This is a genomic window from Spirillospora sp. NPDC000708 (assembly GCF_040299565.1).
Lineage (GTDB): Bacteria > Actinomycetota > Actinomycetes > Streptosporangiales > Streptosporangiaceae > Spirillospora.
This window is the reverse complement of sequence record NZ_JBEPCJ010000021.1, coordinates 1-16,150: the sequence shown is the minus strand read 5'-3', so window position 1 is coordinate 16,150 and position 16,150 is coordinate 1. Positions and strand designations below refer to the sequence as shown.

The window sequence follows — 16,150 nt, the reverse complement described above, 5'->3', positions numbered from 1 at the left end:
CATGGCAGCGGACGGGCCGGTCATCGACACGAGCGTTCCGCATTCGGCGCGCGTCTGGAACTACTGGCTGGGCGGCAAGGACAATTATCCGGTCGACCGGGAGGTCGGCGAGCAGGTCCGCGCGGTGTATCCGGGAATCGTGGACGTGGCGCGCCACTCGCGGGCGTTCCTCGGGCGCGCGGTGCGGTATCTGGCGGGCGAGGCGGGTATCGCGCAGTTCCTCGACATCGGCACCGGCCTGCCGACGGTGGACAACACCCACGAGGTCGCGCAGCGGGTGAACGCGGGCTGCCGGATCGTCTACGTGGACAACGACCCGCTCGTCCTGACGCATGCCCGCGCCCTGCTCAGCAGCACTCCGGAGGGCGCGTGCGACTACATCAGCGCGGACGTCCGGGACCCGGACGCCATTCTCGAACGGGCGTCGCGGACGCTCGATCTCGGCCGTCCGGTCGCGCTGATGATGCTGGGCATTCTCGGGAACGTATGGGACGACGCGGAGGCGCGGGCGATCCGCGACCGGCTCGTCGGAGCGCTGGCGCCGGGCAGTTTCCTCGTTCTGGAGGACGGCACCGACAAGGTGGATCCGGAGGCGGCCGCTCAGGCGGAGCAGACGCGCGCGGAAGCGGGCGACCCTTACAAGCTCCGCACCCCCGAGCAGATCGCGGCCTATTTCGACGGCCTGGAACTGCTGGAACCCGGTGTGGTGTCGGTGTCGCAATGGCGTCCGGAGGCCACTCCGTGGGGCAGCCCCGCGGAGGTGACGGCTTTCTGCGGCGTTGCGCGGAAACCCGCCGTCACCTGACGCGCCCTTTCCACGCCCCGCCGCGGCCTTTCCAATGGAGGCGGGCGGAGTCGACGGTCATCGCGGCGTACATGAGCGCGATCAGCGGCAGCGCCGGCGCTCTCAGCGGCGAAAGGCCGTAGAAGCGCAGCATCGGGACGTAGGTGGCGGTCATCAGCGCCCACGCGAGGAGGCCCGCGGCGGCGGGCAGGGGGCTGAGGGCCGCCAGCCCGGCGAGCGCCGCGACGGGCGGGACGGCGTACACCAGCAGCAGCCCGAGGACGGTGCCGAGCAGCAGCGCGGGCGAGTAGCGGAGCTGGTGGTAGGCGCTGCGGGTGATCATGGCCCACAGGTCGCGCAGGTGCGGGTAGGGGCGGCGGCTGACCACGTCCCGGTCGAGGTCGAGGCGGCAGCGGGCGCCGGCGCGCTTGAGCAGGCGGCCGAGCGCGACGTCGTCGATGAGCGCGCCGTGGATCGCGGCGAGCCCGCCCGCCGCCTCCAGCGTCTCGCGGCGGACGAGCATGCAGCCGCCGGCCGCGGCGGCGGTGCGGCGGCCCCGGGCGACGCGGCGGAACGGGTAGAGCTGCGCGAAGAAGTACACGAAGGCCGGGACGATCCAGCGTTCCCAGGCGGTGGCGGTGCTGAGGGCGGCCATCCGGGACACGAGGTCGCGGTCGTGCGCGGCGCGGACGAGGCGGGCGAGCGTGCCGGGCGCGTAGGCGATGTCGGCGTCGGTGAACAGGTAGAAGTCGGGCTCGCCGGCGGCCCGGACGCCCTCGGACATCGCCCACACCTTGCCCGCCCAGCCGGCGGGCCGCTCGCGGGCCCGGACGACCCGGGACGCGCCGAGCCGGGCGGCGGTCTCGGCGGTGCCGTCGCCGCTGGCGTCGTCCACGACGACGACGTCGAAGCGGCCGGGGTAGCGCTGCGCGAGGACGGTCGGGAGCGTGCCGGGCAGGACGGCGGCCTCGTCGCGGGCCGGGATCACGGCGGTGACGTGCGGCCACGCGGGCGGGTCGGCGCGGGGGCCGGCGGTGTCGGGGACGCCGGTCCGGGTGCGCCAGAAGCCGCCGTGGGCGACGGCCAGGTACAGCCAGGCCGCGAGGGAGGCCAGTGCCAGTACGCCCAGGATCAGCACGTCCGGCAGCCTCGCATCCGGCGGTGGTGATCGTCCAGCATCACGGAGCGTGAAGATGGGCATCCACAGGGTGTGGACGCTCCCTGGCGCCGGCCGCTCGTCCGGACGGTCGCGCGCATGCTGGTGATCTCGGCCTGCATGGTGGCCCTGTACGCGGTGGCGCCGCTGGACGTGCGGTTCGGGGCCGCCTCCGCGCTGGCGCTGGTCGGGTCGCTGGCGGGTCTCGGGGTGCTCACCGGCTGGCAGGCGCGGTCGATCGTCCGTTCGCCGTCGCCCTGGCTGCGCGCCATGGAGGCGCTGGTGACGTCGCTCGTCGTGTTCCTGCTGCTGTTCGCCTCGTCGTACCTGCTGATGGACAGCGGCGGGACGGGCCACTTCTCCGAGCGGCTGTCGAAGGTGGACTCCCTCTACTTCACCGTGACGGTGTTCTCCTCCGTCGGATTCGGCGACATCGTGCCCGTGTCGACGGCGGCGCGGATCCTGACGACCGTGCAGATGCTCGGTGACCTGGTGTTCCTCGGCGCCGTCGGGCGGGTGCTCCTGGAGGCCGCGCGCAGGGGCGCGGAGCGGCGCGACCGCACCGGACGCCCGGACGTTCACGGATGACCGGCGGCCCGGCGTCAGCCGCCGGGCAGCTCGCCCAGCTTGACCTGGACGTCCTTCTTCGACCCGCTCGGCTCCTGGATCCGGACCTTCACGGTCTGGCCTGGCTTCAGCCCGGCCAGGACGGCGGCCAGCGCCGTCTGGTCGGGCGTCGGGGTGCCGTTCACTGAGAGGATCAGGTCGCCGGCCTTGATCCCGGCCTTGTCGGCACCGGCGCCCTTCGTCACGTCCACCACGGCGACCGCGGTCTTCTCGCCGCTGCTCGGGTCGACGATCGTGCGGACGGTCGCGCCGATCGCGGCCCGCCCGGACTGCGCCACCTTCCCGTTCCGGATCAGCTGCGGGGCGATCTTCTTGACGGTGTCGCTCGGCGTCGCGAACCCGATGCCCGCGGCGGCCCCGCCGATCTGCGGGTCGGACGCGGCGGCGGTCGGGATGCCGATGACCTGCCCGTCCAGCGTGACGAGCGCGCCGCCGCTGTTGCCGGGGTTGATGGGCGCGCTGGTCTGGATCGCGTCGCCGATCGTCGCGCCGGGGAACGCGCCCTCCTGCTTGGTGGACACCGTCCGGTTCAGCGCGGAGACGATCCCGTTCGTCACGCTCCCGGCGAGGCCGAGCGGGTTACCCATGGCCAGCACGATCTGCCCGACCCTGGCCTGGGCGGAGTCCCCGAACGCGGCCGGGCGCAGGGTGCCGCCGGCCGCCCTCACCACCGCGAGGTCGTCGGCGACGAAGGAGCCGACGAGGTTCGCCTTCAGCGGGCTGCCGCCGCTGGAGGCCGTCACCCGGATCTGCTTGGCGCCCGCGACGACGTGCGCGTTCGTGACGATGTCGCCCTTGTCGTCGTAGACGACGCCGGACCCCTCGCCCTGGTCGGTCTCGATCTTCACGACGGAGGGCAGCACGGACGAGACGACCTGCTCGTACTGCTGCTGGAGCTGCGCCGCTCCGCCGGTCGGCGAGGGCGCCGCCGCGGCGGCCGTCCGCGCCTTCCCGCCGTCGCCTCCCCCGCCGCAGCCCGCCAGCAGCAGCGCCGTCCCCGCCAGGGCCCCCGCGAACAACCTCACGTTCCGGTCCACCAGAACTCCCCCCTCCCTGTCCGCTCCTTCCCTTTTCCGTCGCGAAGGCACTTCCGACCTGCGGCGACGTGATCGCGTTTCGGCGGCCCTTGTCCGCCATGCCCGGAATGTCGGACGATCAAGGTCGCCATCGAGGGGAGATCGGAACCGTGCGCGACGACATCGGCGGGGTCGACACCGGGGCCCGCGGCACCTGGGCCGGGGGCGACTACGCCCGCGTCGGCAACCGCTGGCTCCTGGTGAGCGAGCTGCTCTGCGAGACCGCCGGGATCCGGCCCGGCGAGCGCGTCATCGACGTCGCCACCGGCACCGGGAACACCGCTCTCGCCGCGGCCCGCCGGTTCGCCGACGTGACGGGCGTCGACTACGTCCCCGAGCTGCTGGACCACGCGCGGGCCCGCGCCGCCGCCGAGGGGCTGGAGGCGCGCTTCGAGACCGGCGACGCGCTGGCGCTGCCCCACCCGGACGGCGCGTTCGACGTGGCGGTGTCGACGTTCGGCGTCCAGTACGTCCCCGACCAGGAGCGGGCGGCCGCCGAGCTGGTGCGCGTCGTCCGGCCCGGCGGGCGGATCGCGCTGGCGAGCTGGGCGCCCGACGGCTTCCTCGGCGAGCTGCTCCGCCTCGTCGACCGGTACACCGCCGGGGCGTCCGGGGACGCGGCGCCCACCCGGTGGGGCACGGCCAAGCACCTGGAGCGGCTGCTCGGCCCGCACGCGTCCGCGCTGGAGTGCGGCGAGCGGCGGTGGCGGTTCCGGTTCCGCTCCCCCGCCGACATGATCGGCTACTTCCGGGCGTACTTCGGGCCGCTGACCCTCGCGTTCGGCGTCCTCGACGCCGCCGGGCGGGACGCGCTGACCGCCGATCTCACCCGGTACATCGAGGCCGCCGGAGCCGCCCCCGGCGGCACCGTCGAGGTCCCCTCCACGTACCTGGAGGCGGTCGCCGTCCTCGGCCCGTGAGGCCGGCCGGCGCGGGCGGTCCCGGGATCAGTCCGTGAGCTCGTTCTTGCCGAAGAACGGCGCGTACCCGGACGGGAGCTGGCTCAGCAGGTGGTTCAGCTCGCCGCCGGAGACGGTGCCCGCGAGGGTGCTGAGCACGGCGTCGGCGTCCCACTCCGCGGTGCGCTCGGTGGCGCCGGTCATCCCGGCGACCCGGCGGCAGAACTCCGCCGACCCGTACGACTCGGCCCGCGCGGCGTCGCGGTCGCGCATCAGCTCGTCCAGCGGCTCGGGGAGCTGCGCCGCCAGGTGGTCGGCGCTCTCCTCGGTGAGCCGGTCGCGCAGCACGCTCAGCACCGCCTCGGTGACGCGTTCGGCCTCCTCACGGCCGCTGTAGTCCCCGTTTTCGCGGACCGTCGCGATGAACTGCCCGTACTTCATGGTCTGTCCCCTCTCCGTACGCCTGCGTCCGGTCCTCTCTGCCGGGGTGCCCGTGAACACGGCCTCCATGCGGCCCGGAATGGGATGAATCGCCCGCGCCCCCGCGGGGATCCCGTGCCGTCCGCATGGATCCGGACCCGGGGGTAGGGCCCTAGGGACGGGAGAGCGGGCACGGAGGTGAGCGTTGGCGCTACCGGGCCGCGGGCGCGGGGGAAGAGCACGGAACCGATGAGAGCCGAAGGAGAACCGCATGCGCGCCTTGACCGTCGTCCCCGGGCAGAAGGACTCCCTGTCGGTCCTGGACGTCCCCGATCCGGAGCCGGGCGACGGCGAGCTGCTGGTGGACGGGCTGGCCGTCGGGGTCTGCGGCACCGACCGGGAGATCGCGTCGGGCGAGTACGGCTGGGCGCCGCCCGGCCGTGACCGGCTGGTCATCGGACATGAGTCGCTCGGCCGGGTGCGGCGGGCGCCGTCCGGCAGCGGGTTCGGCGAGGGAGACCTGGTGGTCGGCGTGGTGCGGCGGCCCGACCCGGAGCCCTGCGGGGCCTGCGCGCACGGGCAGTTCGACATGTGCCGCAACGGCCGGTACACCGAGCGCGGCATCAAGGAGATCGACGGCTACGCGAGCCAGGCGTGGACGGTCGAGGCCGACTACGCGGTGAAGCTGGACCCGCGGCTCGCGGACGTCGGCATGCTGATGGAGCCGGCGACGGTGGTCGCGAAGGCGTGGGAGCAGGTCGAGAAGGTCGGCGAGCGCGCCTGGTACGAGCCGAGGTCCGCGCTGGTCACCGGCGCGGGCCCGATCGGGCTGCTGGCCGCGCTGCTCGGCGTCCAGCGCGGGCTCGACATGCACGTCCTCGACCAGGTGCCGGACGGGCCGAAGCCGGAGCTGGTGAAGAGCCTCGGCGCGACGTACCACAGCGAGGGGATGGACGCCGCGGTCGCGTACGCCAAGCCGGACATCGTCATCGAGGCCACCGGCGTCGCACAGCTCGTGTTCGGCGCGATGGCGGCCACCGGCGCGTACGGCGTCGTCTGCCTGACGGGCGTGTCGCCGGCCGGGCGGACGCTGACGGTCGACGCGGGCGGCCTCAACCGGGAGATCGTGCTGCAGAACGACGCGATCGTCGGGTCGGTGAACGCCAACCTGGACCACTACGCGGAGGCCGCGGGCGCCCTCGCCCAGGCCGACCCGGACTGGCTCGGCCGGCTCGTGTCGCGGCGCGTCCCGCTGGAGCGGTTCCAGGACGCGTTCACGCCGGACAAGGACGATGTGAAGGTCGTCATCACGCTCGACTAGCGCCCGCTCCTGCCGGGGCCGCTCAGTGCTCGGTCTCCGTCCCGAGCAGCGGCTCGTCGGAGGCGCGCAGGTCCTGGTTGGGCAGGCCGTCGGGAAAGTCGCGGCGCACCCGTTCGAGCGCGGCCAGGGCGATGTCGAGGTGCCGCCGCTTGCTCGTCTCGTAGAAGGACTTCGCGCCGTCCGACAGCTTCGGCGCGGCGTGCAGCGGCTTGTCCGAGACGCAGAGCAGCGTCGCGTTCGGGATGCGGTAGCGGAACCCGTTGGCGGCGATCGTCGCCGACTCCATGTCGACCGCGATGCAGCGGGCGCCCTTCATCGCCGCGAGCGTCCGCCGCTGGTTGAACTCCCAGTTGCGGTTGCCGGTGGTGTGCACCACGCCCAGCCGGTAGCCGGCCCCGGCCGCTTCGAGGCTGTCGAGCAGGATGGTGTTGAGCCGGTGGTTGGGGATGACCGGGATGTCGGTGGGGAGCGCCTCGTCCAGCACGTGGTCGGCGCGCTGGTAGGCGGTGGCCAGCACGTAGTCGCCGAGCCGCTGGTGGTTGCGGAGCCCGCCGCAGTGACCGACCATGATCATCGTGTCCGGGCGCAGCACCGCGAGGTGGTCGGTGACGGTCTTGGCGTTGGACGGCCCGACCCCGATGTCGACGAGGCTGACGCCGTCCCCCTCGGGGGTGCGGTGGTGCCACGCGGGCATCTGCACGCCGGGGCGCTCCGGCCCCTCCGCCCCGGGGAACCGCTCCCGGAACGACTCGACGTACATCGCGTAGTTGGTGAACAGCACGTGCCGCTGGAACGACTCGGCGGGCGTGCCGCAGTAGTGCCAGAGCCGGTCGAGGGACAGGGCCATGCGCTCCGGCCCGAACAGGAACAGCTTCTTGCCGCGCAGGTCGACGTGGTCCTCGTCCAGCGCGGCGAAGAACCCCGGGTCGTCGAACGGCAGCGCCCGCCGCGACGCCCGCACGGTCACGTTCGCGCCCGCCCGGATCAGCGCCGACAGCTCCCGGCGCAGGTAGTTCCGGATCGCGCCCGGCCGCGCGAACTCCCCGGTGATGTGCGGGTTCGCCGACGACCACGGGCGCTCGACGTCGATGGCCGGATACCAGCCGTCCGCGTCGATGGCGCACAGGGCGTCCAGGAGCTCCTCCACCGCCGGGGCCGGCGCCCCCGCCGGGGCCGTCGTGACCCGTCCCACCGTGCCCGGCACGCTTCCCTCGACCATCCAGGCGCCTCCCTCCGGCTCCGCACCATGGCCAGCATCCTCGATCCGCGGCCGCGGCGTGATCGATTTTCGCCCGGACGGCCGGGGAGGCGGCGGATCGTTCACGAGTGTCGCCTTCCGACGGTCCTGAATGTCATTCTGTTCTGGACGAGGGCGAGCGCGCGCGCCCGCCCGCAGGCCCCGCCCCCGGAGCGTGCATGATCGACAAGGAAGCCCTCCGCCGGAAGTACCGCGCCGAACGCGACAAGCGGCTCCGCCCCGACGGCAACGCCCAGTACCAGCGGCTCACCGGCCGGTTCGCCCGCTACTCCACCGACCCCCACCTCCCCGTCACGCCCCGCGAACCGCGCACCGACCACGTCACCGTGGCGTTCGTCGGCGGCGGGTTCGCCGGGCTCGTCACCGGCGCCCGGCTGAAGGAGGCCGGCGTCGCCGACGTCCGGATCATCGAGAAGGGCGGCGACTTCGGCGGCACCTGGTACTGGAACCGCTACCCCGGCGCCCAGTGCGACACCGCCTCGATGGTCTACATGCCGCTGCTCGAAGAGACCGGGCACATGCCCACCGAGAAGTACGCGCACGGCCCGGAGATCCTGGAGCACTGCCGCCGCATCGGCAAGCAGTACGGCCTCTACGACAACGCGCTCTTCCACACCGAGGTCGAGGACCTGGAATGGGACGCGTCCCGGTCCCGGTGGACCGTCCGGACGAACCGCGGCGACGCGTTCACCGCCCAGTTCGTCGCCATGGGCACCGGCCCGCTGCACGTCCCGAAGCTGCCCGGCATCGACGGCATCGACGCGTTCGAAGGGCACTCGTTCCACACGAGCCGCTGGGACTACGCCTACACCGGCGGCGACCCGTCCGGCGCCCCCATGGACCGGCTGGCGGACAAGCGCGTCGCGATCATCGGGACGGGCGCGACGGCCGTCCAGTGCGTCCCGCACCTCGCGCGGGCCTGCCGGGAGTTGTACGTCTTCCAGCGGACGCCGTCGTCGGTCGACGTCCGGGACAACCGCCCCATCGACCCCGAATGGTTCGCCGGGATCGCGACGCCCGGCTGGCAGCGGCGCTGGCTGGAGAACTTCACCTCCAACCAGACCGGCGGCACCGCCGAGACCGACCTGGTCATGGACGGCTGGACCGACCTCAGCCGCCGCATCCGCGCCCGGTACGCCGCGCTCGGCCCCGGCGAGGCGACGCTCGAGCGGATGGCGGAGGTCTACGAGGACTCCGACCACGAGAAGATGGAGGAGATCCGCGCCCGCGTCGACGCGATCGTCACGGACCCGGAGACCGCCCGGAACCTCAAGGCCTGGTACCGGCAGCTGTGCAAGCGGCCCTGCTTCCACGACGAGTACCTGCAGGCGTTCAACGTCCCCGGCACCCGCCTCGTCGACACCGACGGGAAGGGCGTCGAGCGCATCACCGCGTCCGGCGTCGTCGCGGGCGGGCGCGAGTACGAGGTCGACTGCGTCATCTACGCGTCCGGGTTCGAGGTCGGCACCGAGCACACCCGCCGCGCCGGCTACGACATGACCGGGCGCGGCGGCGTGAAGCTGTCGGAGTACTGGTCGGAGGGGATGCGCACCCTGCACGGCACCCACGTCCACGGCTTCCCGAACGCGTTCGTCGTGCAGCCCGCGCAGGGCGCGAACCTCATCTCCAACATCCCGCACAACCTCACCGAGGCGGGCGCGACGATCGCGGCGGTGATCCGGCACGCCCTCGACCACGGATGCACCGAGGTCGAGGTGACGCGGGAGGCCGAGGACGCCTGGCTCGACCTGCTGCGCACCGCGCCGCCGCCGATGCGGTTCCTGCCGGACTGCACGCCCGGCTACTACAACAACGAGGGCCAGGCGCCGTCGCCGTGGTCGCTGCTGAACGTCGGCTACCCGGCGGGCGCCACCGCCTACTTCTCCTACCTGGAGCGCTGGCGCGAGTCCGGCGCCTTCGACGGCCTCACCTTCCGCTGACCCGTCCGTCCACTCGCGGCGTGCCGCCGTCATGGGCCGCCATGACGACGGCACGCCGCGACTCGGCGGTCAGTCGGCGACGAAGCGCATCCCGCCGCGGCGGCGGTCGTGCTCGCGCTGCCGCCGGACGACGTACGTCCCCGGAGCGCAGCCCGACGCGCCGTGCTCGGGATGCAGCAGGTAGACGACCTCCGTGGCCGTGAACGCGCCGATCGCGAGGAGGGTGTCGTCGAACACGGTCGCCGTCCAGCGGCAGGTCCCCGGCTCCGCGACGAGCGTGTGCGTGTTGCCGCCGGCCTCGGCGCGCAGCAGGGCGACGCCCTCCGGCGGGACGTCCCGCCACCGGCTGGGGAGGCCGAACCCCGCCGGCTCTTCGGGCGCGGGCCGCACCGCCGGCGCGACGGCGTCCAGCGGGATCACGATCAGGTCGCCCTGGGCCTGGAGGCCGTCGACGACGGGGATGCGCATCGACCGCTCGAGATGGTCGAGCACGGTGACACCGGTCTGCCGGGAAAGGGACGCGAGGGTCTGTTCCATGGTCATCACCTTCAGGTTCGGCGGGCGAGAAGGGAGTACTGCTCGGCGGACAGCCCGTACGTCCAGGCCGCCGCGGCCACCGGGTCGGCGATCGCGCCCGGCACGGTCAGCCCGTACCGGCGGCGCCGCCCGTCGCGCTCGACCGACCCGTTGACGGCCAGCAGCACGCGGGTGTCCGGCCGCATGTCGTAGAGCCGCAGCTCGGAGCCCGGGTTGCCGGGGTCGGGCGCGGCGCCGACGAGCCGCAGGCCGGCGCCCTCGATGTAGGCGGGCCACCCGAGATGCTCGATCGCGCACCGCCGGACCTCGACGTTCGCCTCCCGGTCGATGCGCTCCGGCGACGGGTCGCCGACCACCCAGGACGGCACCGGGGTGCCGTGCCAGACGTGCACGTCCCAGCCGTCGGCGTAGCGGATCGCCGGGCCGTCCGGGGCGTGCAGGCGCACCTCGCCGTCGTCCCCGCACGGCTCGGTGCGGACGGCGACGGGCCGCTCGGACACCGCGCACACGTCCTCGTACGGCCACCACCAGCCGGCCGACGTCAGCGCGGCCCCCCACAGATCGAGGGCTCTGACCTGCTCGGACGTGAACGGAACGCCCGCGACCCGGCGCATGACGTCGTAGTAGGCGAACCAGGAGACGCACAGCCTGTCGTACCAGGTGGCCGCCGCGCGCTTCGGGTCGTGCGCCGCACGCGCGGCCATCCCCAGCGTGTCCCGCACCGAGCGGGCCAGCGAAACCTGCACCTGCTGCCGGAACAGTCCGGCCAGGCCGGAACTATGCCCCCTGATCACCTCATCGAGGTCGAGGCGCAGCCCGAGCGCTGAGGCGGCGAGTGCGCGCGCGGCGGGCCCGTCGAAGACGTGCGGCCCGTCCGGGCGCGGGCGCATGCCGGGCGGGACGGTCTCGAAGGCCGCGAGCGGCGAGGGAACCCAGTGGAAACGGGGCGGATCGAGTCCGGCCAGGCGGTAGAGGCCGGAGATGGCCGCTTCGGCGGCCGGACGGTCGGCGGGCCGCGCGGGCAGCGCCCGGCCCAGCCATTCATCGCGGATGGCGGCAGCGTCCCGCTGCACGGCTCCGCTCATCGGATGCGGGCGGCGACGCCCCTTTCATCGATCATGCCCGCATGGTGACAGACCCCCGCCCACCCTGTCCACAGGCTTCCAGCCCCGTTCCACATCAAGGCGCCCAAGCGCCCGACACCTCGTACCCGGGCGGGCTGCGGGCCGCCAGGAACCTCTCAGGGTTCTTTCACCGGACTCTGAACCGGGGGACGTAGACCGTCCGTCATGGGTCTGACACGTCGCGGTTTCCTGGTGGGGACGGTGCTGGCCGGCGGTGCGGCGCTGGCCGGCGCCGCCGGCACGCTCGACCGCACCGCCACCGGTTCCGCCTCCGCCGCCGGCACGAACGCGGGGACGGCGCCGGCCGGCTACCTCACGCTGCCGGGAGCGCAGCCGCCGAAGGTCACCGTGCGCCGCACCGGAGCCGTCGCCTCGGGGCTGCTGTTCGTCGCGCCGTTCCGCGGCACCGACCAGGCCGACGCCCTCATCGTCGACGACGACGGCGAACCGGTATGGTTCCGCGGCTCGAACGACCTCGTCACGGACCTGCGCGTACAGACCTACAAGGGCGACCCGGTGCTGACCTACTGGGAGGGCGCGCGGCTCACCGGAGGGCACGGCGCCGGCAACGGGATCGTCCTCGACCGGAGCTACAGCAAGATCGCCGAGGTCCGGGCCGGGGACGGCATGGACGGCGACCTGCACGAGTTCCAGCTCACCGACCGCGGCACCGCGCTGCTCACCGCCTACCCCGAGGTCACCGCGGACCTGCGGCCGATCGGCGGCCCCCGCGACGGGCACGTGTACGGCTGCCGCGTCCAGGAGGTCGACATCGCGACCGGGAAGGTGCTGCTCGACTGGAAGGCGCTCGACCACATCGCGATCGCCGAGACGAAGATGCCGATGACCAAGGACACCGACGGGACGACGGGCAGGACGTTCGACCCGATCCACGTCAACTCGGTGCAGGCCCGCGGCGACACCCTGCTGATCTCCGCGCGCGACACCTGCGCGCTGTACTCGGTCGACCGGCGGACCGGCGCGGTGCGGTGGCGGCTCGGCGGCGCGCGCAGCGACTTCGCGCTCGGCCCCCGCGCCGCGTTCGCCTGGCAGCACGACGCCCGCCGCCTCGACGCCACCACGATCTCGCTCTTCGACAACCACATCACGAACGTCGGCGACGGCGCGTCCCGCGGGCTCGTCCTGAAGATCGACGAGCGGGCCCGGAAGGCGACGCTGCTGCGGGAGTACACCGACGGCACGACCTACGGGCAGTACATGGGCAACGTGCAGATGCTGCCGGGCGGCAACGCGCTCGTCGGCTACGGCTCGACGGCCACCGTGATCGAGTTCGGGCCGGGCGGGAGCCCGGTCATGGAGATGACCGGGGCCGGCTCCTACCGCGCGTACCGCTCGCCCTGGTCCGCGCGGCCCGCGGCGGCACCGGCCGTCGCCGTCGCGTCGGTGTCCGGTGGCCGGATGCGGGTGCACGCCAGCTGGAACGGCGCCACCGACGTCGCGGCCTGGCGGTTCCTCACCGACGCGGACGCGGCCCGCCTCACGGCCGCCGCGACGGTCCGGCGCACCGGATTCGAGACGGCCGCCACGATACCGGTCGCGCCGCGCGTCGTCGCCGAGGCCCTCGCCGCGAACGGCGGCGTCATCGGCCGGTCCGCCGTCCAGGCCGTCAGCGTCTGAGCCGCACCGGGGACCGGCCGCCGCGCGGCCGGGTCAGTCCGCCGGGGGCCGGCTCAGCGTCGAGTTCAGCGCCCGCAGCCGGTCCAGCTCGCGGCGGTCCCGCTTGGTCGGGCGCCCCGCGCCCCGGTCACGGCGCCCGATCGGCACCAGCGCCTCGCGCGGCGGCGGGGGCGGGCTCTTGTCGATCAGGCACTCGGCCGCCGCCGGCGCCCCCACCCGCTTGCGGACGATCTTCTGCACGACCACGATCCGCTCCCGGCCGTCGTGCCGCAGCCGCACCTCGTCGCCGATCTTCACCGCGGTCGCCGGCTTCGCCCGCTCGTCGTTCACCCGCACGTGCCCCGCGCGGCAGGCCGTCGTCGCCATCGACCGCGTCTTCAGCAGCCGGACGGACCAGATCCACAGATCGACCCGCACCGTCCCCTCGTCCGCCATGCCCTGAAGTCTATTGACCGCGTCAACGGCTTATCGGGATCACCGGTTCGCCGTGATCCACGCGTCCGCGCGCTCCCACTGCGCGTACAGCCAGTTGATCCGCGCCTCCCGCCCCTCCGGGACGTCCTCGGCGGCGATCCGCCACCACCGCGCGCGGACCGGCTCCGTCAGCGGCACCCGCCGCCAGATGTCCCGGACCGAGGCCATCCGGTCGAGACCCACGTGCGCGACGAACACCACGTCCGCGCCGGGCGCCGCGTCGATCGCCGCGAGGACGCCGCCGGGACGCGGCGGCATCAGGTTCCGCAACCGCGCCGCCCGCACCGCGTCGCGCCGCCGGTGCCGGCGCGCCAGCCGGCGGATCGCCCGGCGCCGCCGCTCCGGCGAGAAGTTCCCGCCCTCCGGGAAGATCAGCAGCGCGTCCCGCGGCCCGAGGCCCTCCGCCAGCCGCCCGATCCGCTCCGTCGCGCCGCCGCGCCCCACGAACACGTTCGGCAACCGGTTCGCCGCGATGTCGATGCACGGATCCAGCTGCAGCTCCCCCTTCATCACCACCCGCGGCCGCCGCCGGTACCCGGTCAGCAGGTGATGGACGAGGATCAGCGCGTCGCCCGGCCCCGCGTGCCGGCTGAGGACGATCACGGGCCGGTCCGCGTTCGACCCGTCCCCGCTCCCCTCGTCCTCGACCCGCAGGCCGAGCCGCCGCCCCGCCACCGCGTACAGGCCCGCCACGTAACGGCGGATCACGTCGTAATGCCGCTCGTCGCGCCCGCGCCCCGTGCACCACAGCCACGCGCACTCCAGCACCGCCGCCGACTCCCGCGTCCCCCACGCCAGCGCGAACCACAGGAACCGGACGACCCGCCTGCGCCTCCGCCCGAACAGCACCCCGAAGAACCACACGACGGGGAAAGCGACCACCACCAGCAAGGTCAGCAGGAACAGCACCGGCGTGCAGACCAGACGCCGGACAACAGGGGGAGGCACCATCTCACACCTGCTCTTCGAGATACCTCATCGACGCCGCGTAGGCCCGCTCTATATGCCCCGCGATCCCTGAGGCGTCCCGGTACCGCATCTGCGAATAGTCGACGCCCGCCTTCTGCCGCTTCCCGCCCGCCGGCAGGACGTGCACCTCCAGCCCGTCCGGCAGCGCCGCCATCTCCTCGAAGAACCGGTGCCGCCGCGCGATCTCGAACGCCACCATCCCGACCTCCCACGGCCTCCTCGGCGGGACCAGCGCCCGCTCGACCCGTCCCACCTGCAGCACGTAGATCCTCGTCGCGCCCAGCGACACCGCCCGCCCCACCGGGATGCTGTGCACCAGCCCGCCGTCGAAGTAATGCCGCCCGTCCACCTCGACCGGCGGCAGCAGCCCCGGCGCCGCGCATGACGCCAGCACCGCCGGGATCACCGGCCCCTGCGAGAACCAGTGCCCCATCGCCGTCTCGATCCCCGCCGCGACGCACTGGAACGGGACCGCCATCTCCTCGAACTCCCGCACCGGCAGCAGCCCGTCCAGCATCCGCCGCAGCGGCTCCGCCGAATGCAGATGCGTCCCCGACCGCGCCAGCGTCCACAACCGCTCCCACACCCGCGCCCCGAACACCTCCCGCGCCGCGTCGTCCGACCACACCCCGGTCAGCCGCCCCACCGCCGTCTCCGGGTCCGCCGCGACGAACGCCCCGTTCAGCGCCCCGATCGACGTCCCCACCACCAGGTCGGGCCGCACCCCGGCCTCCTCCAGCGCCCGCAGCATCCCCACCTCGTGCGCGCCGAGCACGCCCCCGCCGCCCAGCACGAACGCCGTCCCGCCCGTCTCCGCCACCGTCCCTCCTTAGCCGCCCCCGTTCATCCCCGAAGAAACCAACCCAAATCAGGCCCGCCTTGCCACCGGCTTGACCCTCACACCGATGTGAGGCTCTACCGTCCCGTGGCATGACGACCCCGACATCCGGGCGGCGCGCGTCGATCATCCACGGTTACGGCGCCACCCCCGCGGACCACTGGTTCGGCCGGCTCGCCGAGCGGCTCCGGCAGACCGGCGTCCCCACCACGATCCCGGCCCTCCCGACCCCCGAGACCCCCGACCCCGCCGAGTGGACGGCCGCCGTCCGCGCCGACGTCGGCACCCCCGACGAGGGCACGGTCATCGTCGCGCACAGCCTCGGCTGCCTCACCGTCCTGCGCTACCTGCGCTCGCTCCCGTCCCCCTGGCGCCTCGGCGCCCTCGTGCTCGTCGCCGGTTTCGTCGACCCGCTGCCCGCACTCCCCGAACTGGACGCCTACATCGCGGACGGCTGCGACGTCGAGGGCCTCGCCGCCCACGTCGACCGGCTCACGATCCTCCGCTCCGACGCGGACCCGTACGTCCCGACCGGCCACACCGACCGCCTGGCACGCCTGCTCGGAACGACCGCCGAGATCGTCCCCGGCGCCGGCCACTTCCTGGCCTCCGACGGCATCACCGACCTACCCCAGGCCCTGCAGGCCCTGCCGGGGATAGGGGCCAGCGGGGGCACCACGAGTGGGGCGGCTGCCACGGCCTGAAATGATCAGAGCGGGAGGTCGTCTATGCGCTGGCGCAGCGACTCCGCTCCTGGTGCGCCCGCCCAATGAGTCGAATCCACAGGCTGTGGATAGCGGCCGAGGACTTCCTTAGGGCGCCGGGCATCGAACGCTCCTAAGGCTGAAGCAGCACAAGGTGCGTTAGATAATCATCATCTTTCTCGTTCGAGTGATGGACGTGAAAGCGTTAGCGGCGGCCCTGCGCTAGACCATCGCATTGACCTTGCTCGGATATCGGACGGGCCATGTGAGGGTCTCGCAATAAACGACGAAAAGGGTGTTCGGGTGGTGGGGTGGCGCTTGCGTACGGGGCCGCCCCTCCAAAGTCAAGGGCGCCTTCGGCGTCGCTTCGCGATGGACTTCGTCC

16 protein-coding genes are annotated in these 16,150 nt (G+C 73.5%); 7 read left to right on the top strand and 9 right to left on the bottom strand.

The annotated features are described in order from the left end of the window. Position 1 precedes the first annotated feature (1 nt). Positions 2-805, top strand: a complete 804-nt coding sequence (locus ABT299_RS17250; RefSeq protein ID WP_190864982.1) for an SAM-dependent methyltransferase — start codon at positions 2-4, stop codon at positions 803-805. On the opposite strand, the gene ABT299_RS17245 is transcribed toward ABT299_RS17250, so the two are convergent. Continuing rightward, on the bottom strand, positions 798-1,922 hold the full coding sequence (locus ABT299_RS17245) for a glycosyltransferase (protein ID WP_347257005.1): 1,125 nt from the start codon (positions 1,920-1,922) through the stop codon (positions 798-800). The genes ABT299_RS17250 and ABT299_RS17245 overlap by 8 nt on opposite strands. 72 nt (positions 1,923-1,994) lie before the next feature. Between ABT299_RS17245 and ABT299_RS17240 the strand changes: the two genes are divergently transcribed. Beyond that, positions 1,995-2,528 (top strand): potassium channel family protein, encoded by a 534-nt coding sequence (locus tag ABT299_RS17240; RefSeq protein ID WP_387032865.1) that lies wholly within the window; start codon positions 1,995-1,997, stop codon positions 2,526-2,528. 14 nt (positions 2,529-2,542) lie between these two features. Here the strand turns inward: ABT299_RS17240 and ABT299_RS17235 are convergent, their stop codons facing one another. Then, on the bottom strand, positions 2,543-3,604 hold the full coding sequence (locus ABT299_RS17235) for a S1C family serine protease (protein ID WP_387032863.1): 1,062 nt from the start codon (positions 3,602-3,604) through the stop codon (positions 2,543-2,545). A gap of 149 nt (positions 3,605-3,753) precedes the next feature. On the opposite strand from ABT299_RS17235, the gene ABT299_RS17230 reads away from it, so the two are divergent. Then, a complete protein-coding gene (locus ABT299_RS17230) occupies positions 3,754-4,563 on the top strand; it encodes a class I SAM-dependent methyltransferase (protein ID WP_347257006.1) in 810 nt (269 codons plus the stop codon). A 27-nt stretch (positions 4,564-4,590) separates the two neighbouring features. Here ABT299_RS17230 and ABT299_RS17225 read toward each other — a convergent pair whose 3' ends face one another. Further along, the gene (locus ABT299_RS17225) at positions 4,591-4,983 is read right to left on the bottom strand and encodes a DUF2267 domain-containing protein (RefSeq protein WP_387032860.1); all 393 of its coding nucleotides are present in this window, start codon (positions 4,981-4,983) and stop codon (positions 4,591-4,593) included. Positions 4,984-5,233: 250 nt separating this feature from the next. Between ABT299_RS17225 and ABT299_RS17220 the strand changes: the two genes are divergently transcribed. Continuing rightward, entirely contained in the window at positions 5,234-6,283 is a 1,050-nt protein-coding gene (locus ABT299_RS17220; RefSeq protein ID WP_500251364.1) for a glucose 1-dehydrogenase, read from the top strand. A gap of 22 nt (positions 6,284-6,305) precedes the next feature. Here ABT299_RS17220 and ABT299_RS17215 read toward each other — a convergent pair whose 3' ends face one another. Next, complete coding sequence (locus ABT299_RS17215; protein ID WP_387032856.1) at positions 6,306-7,502, bottom strand: phosphorylase family protein; 1,197 nt, start codon at positions 7,500-7,502, stop codon at positions 6,306-6,308. Positions 7,503-7,699: 197 nt separating this feature from the next. Between ABT299_RS17215 and ABT299_RS17210 the strand changes: the two genes are divergently transcribed. After that, complete coding sequence (locus ABT299_RS17210) at positions 7,700-9,481, top strand: flavin-containing monooxygenase (RefSeq protein WP_500251363.1); 1,782 nt, start codon at positions 7,700-7,702, stop codon at positions 9,479-9,481. A gap of 69 nt (positions 9,482-9,550) precedes the next feature. Here the strand turns inward: ABT299_RS17210 and ABT299_RS17205 are convergent, their stop codons facing one another. Both ABT299_RS17205 and ABT299_RS17200 read right to left on the bottom strand, forming a co-directional pair. After that, positions 9,551-10,018 (bottom strand): DUF8820 family protein, encoded by a 468-nt coding sequence (locus ABT299_RS17205; protein WP_500251362.1) that lies wholly within the window; start codon positions 10,016-10,018, stop codon positions 9,551-9,553. An 11-nt stretch (positions 10,019-10,029) separates the two neighbouring features. Further along, positions 10,030-11,091: a DUF6745 domain-containing protein gene (locus tag ABT299_RS17200; protein ID WP_206700251.1), complete on the bottom strand. Its 1,062-nt coding sequence runs from the start codon at positions 11,089-11,091 to the stop codon at positions 10,030-10,032. A gap of 216 nt (positions 11,092-11,307) precedes the next feature. Between ABT299_RS17200 and ABT299_RS17195 the strand changes: the two genes are divergently transcribed. Then, positions 11,308-12,780, top strand: a complete 1,473-nt coding sequence (locus tag ABT299_RS17195; protein ID WP_500251361.1) for an arylsulfotransferase family protein — start codon at positions 11,308-11,310, stop codon at positions 12,778-12,780. A gap of 33 nt (positions 12,781-12,813) precedes the next feature. Here the strand turns inward: ABT299_RS17195 and ABT299_RS17190 are convergent, their stop codons facing one another. Genes ABT299_RS17190 through ABT299_RS17180 form a run of 3 tightly spaced genes read right to left on the bottom strand, consistent with a single transcriptional unit; the run spans position 12,814 to position 15,043 of the window. Further along, complete coding sequence (locus ABT299_RS17190) at positions 12,814-13,215, bottom strand: RNA-binding S4 domain-containing protein (protein WP_190865006.1); 402 nt, start codon at positions 13,213-13,215, stop codon at positions 12,814-12,816. 39 nt (positions 13,216-13,254) lie between these two features. Further along, positions 13,255-14,205 carry a 1-acyl-sn-glycerol-3-phosphate acyltransferase gene (locus tag ABT299_RS17185; protein WP_500251360.1) on the bottom strand — a complete coding sequence of 317 codons (951 nt, stop codon included), beginning with the start codon at positions 14,203-14,205 and terminating at the stop codon, positions 13,255-13,257. Position 14,206: 1 nt separating this feature from the next. Next, entirely contained in the window at positions 14,207-15,043 is an 837-nt protein-coding gene (locus ABT299_RS17180) for a patatin-like phospholipase family protein (protein WP_500251359.1), read from the bottom strand. 110 nt (positions 15,044-15,153) lie between these two features. On the opposite strand from ABT299_RS17180, the gene ABT299_RS17175 reads away from it, so the two are divergent. After that, the gene (locus ABT299_RS17175; RefSeq protein ID WP_500251358.1) at positions 15,154-15,765 is read left to right on the top strand and encodes an RBBP9/YdeN family alpha/beta hydrolase; all 612 of its coding nucleotides are present in this window, start codon (positions 15,154-15,156) and stop codon (positions 15,763-15,765) included. Positions 15,766-16,150 lie beyond the last annotated feature (385 nt).

Excerpts from the sequence above, each read along its gene's own strand:
- ABT299_RS17215 (WP_387032856.1), bottom strand. The coding sequence starts at position 7,502 with ATGGTCGAGGGAAGCGTGCCGGGCACGGTGGGACGGGTCACGACGGCC.
- ABT299_RS17225 (WP_387032860.1), bottom strand. The coding sequence starts at position 4,983 with ATGAAGTACGGGCAGTTCATCGCGACGGTCCGCGAAAACGGGGACTAC.
- ABT299_RS17190 (WP_190865006.1), bottom strand. The coding sequence starts at position 13,215 with ATGGCGGACGAGGGGACGGTGCGGGTCGATCTGTGGATCTGGTCCGTC.
- ABT299_RS17210 (WP_500251363.1), top strand. The coding sequence starts at position 7,700 with ATGATCGACAAGGAAGCCCTCCGCCGGAAGTACCGCGCCGAACGCGAC.
- ABT299_RS17205 (WP_500251362.1), bottom strand. The coding sequence starts at position 10,018 with ATGGAACAGACCCTCGCGTCCCTTTCCCGGCAGACCGGTGTCACCGTG.
- ABT299_RS17195 (WP_500251361.1), top strand. The coding sequence starts at position 11,308 with ATGGGTCTGACACGTCGCGGTTTCCTGGTGGGGACGGTGCTGGCCGGC.
- ABT299_RS17250 (WP_190864982.1), top strand. The coding sequence starts at position 2 with ATGGCAGCGGACGGGCCGGTCATCGACACGAGCGTTCCGCATTCGGCG.
- ABT299_RS17185 (WP_500251360.1), bottom strand. The coding sequence starts at position 14,205 with ATGGTGCCTCCCCCTGTTGTCCGGCGTCTGGTCTGCACGCCGGTGCTG.
- ABT299_RS17220 (WP_500251364.1), top strand. The coding sequence starts at position 5,234 with ATGCGCGCCTTGACCGTCGTCCCCGGGCAGAAGGACTCCCTGTCGGTC.
- ABT299_RS17175 (WP_500251358.1), top strand. The coding sequence starts at position 15,154 with ATGACGACCCCGACATCCGGGCGGCGCGCGTCGATCATCCACGGTTAC.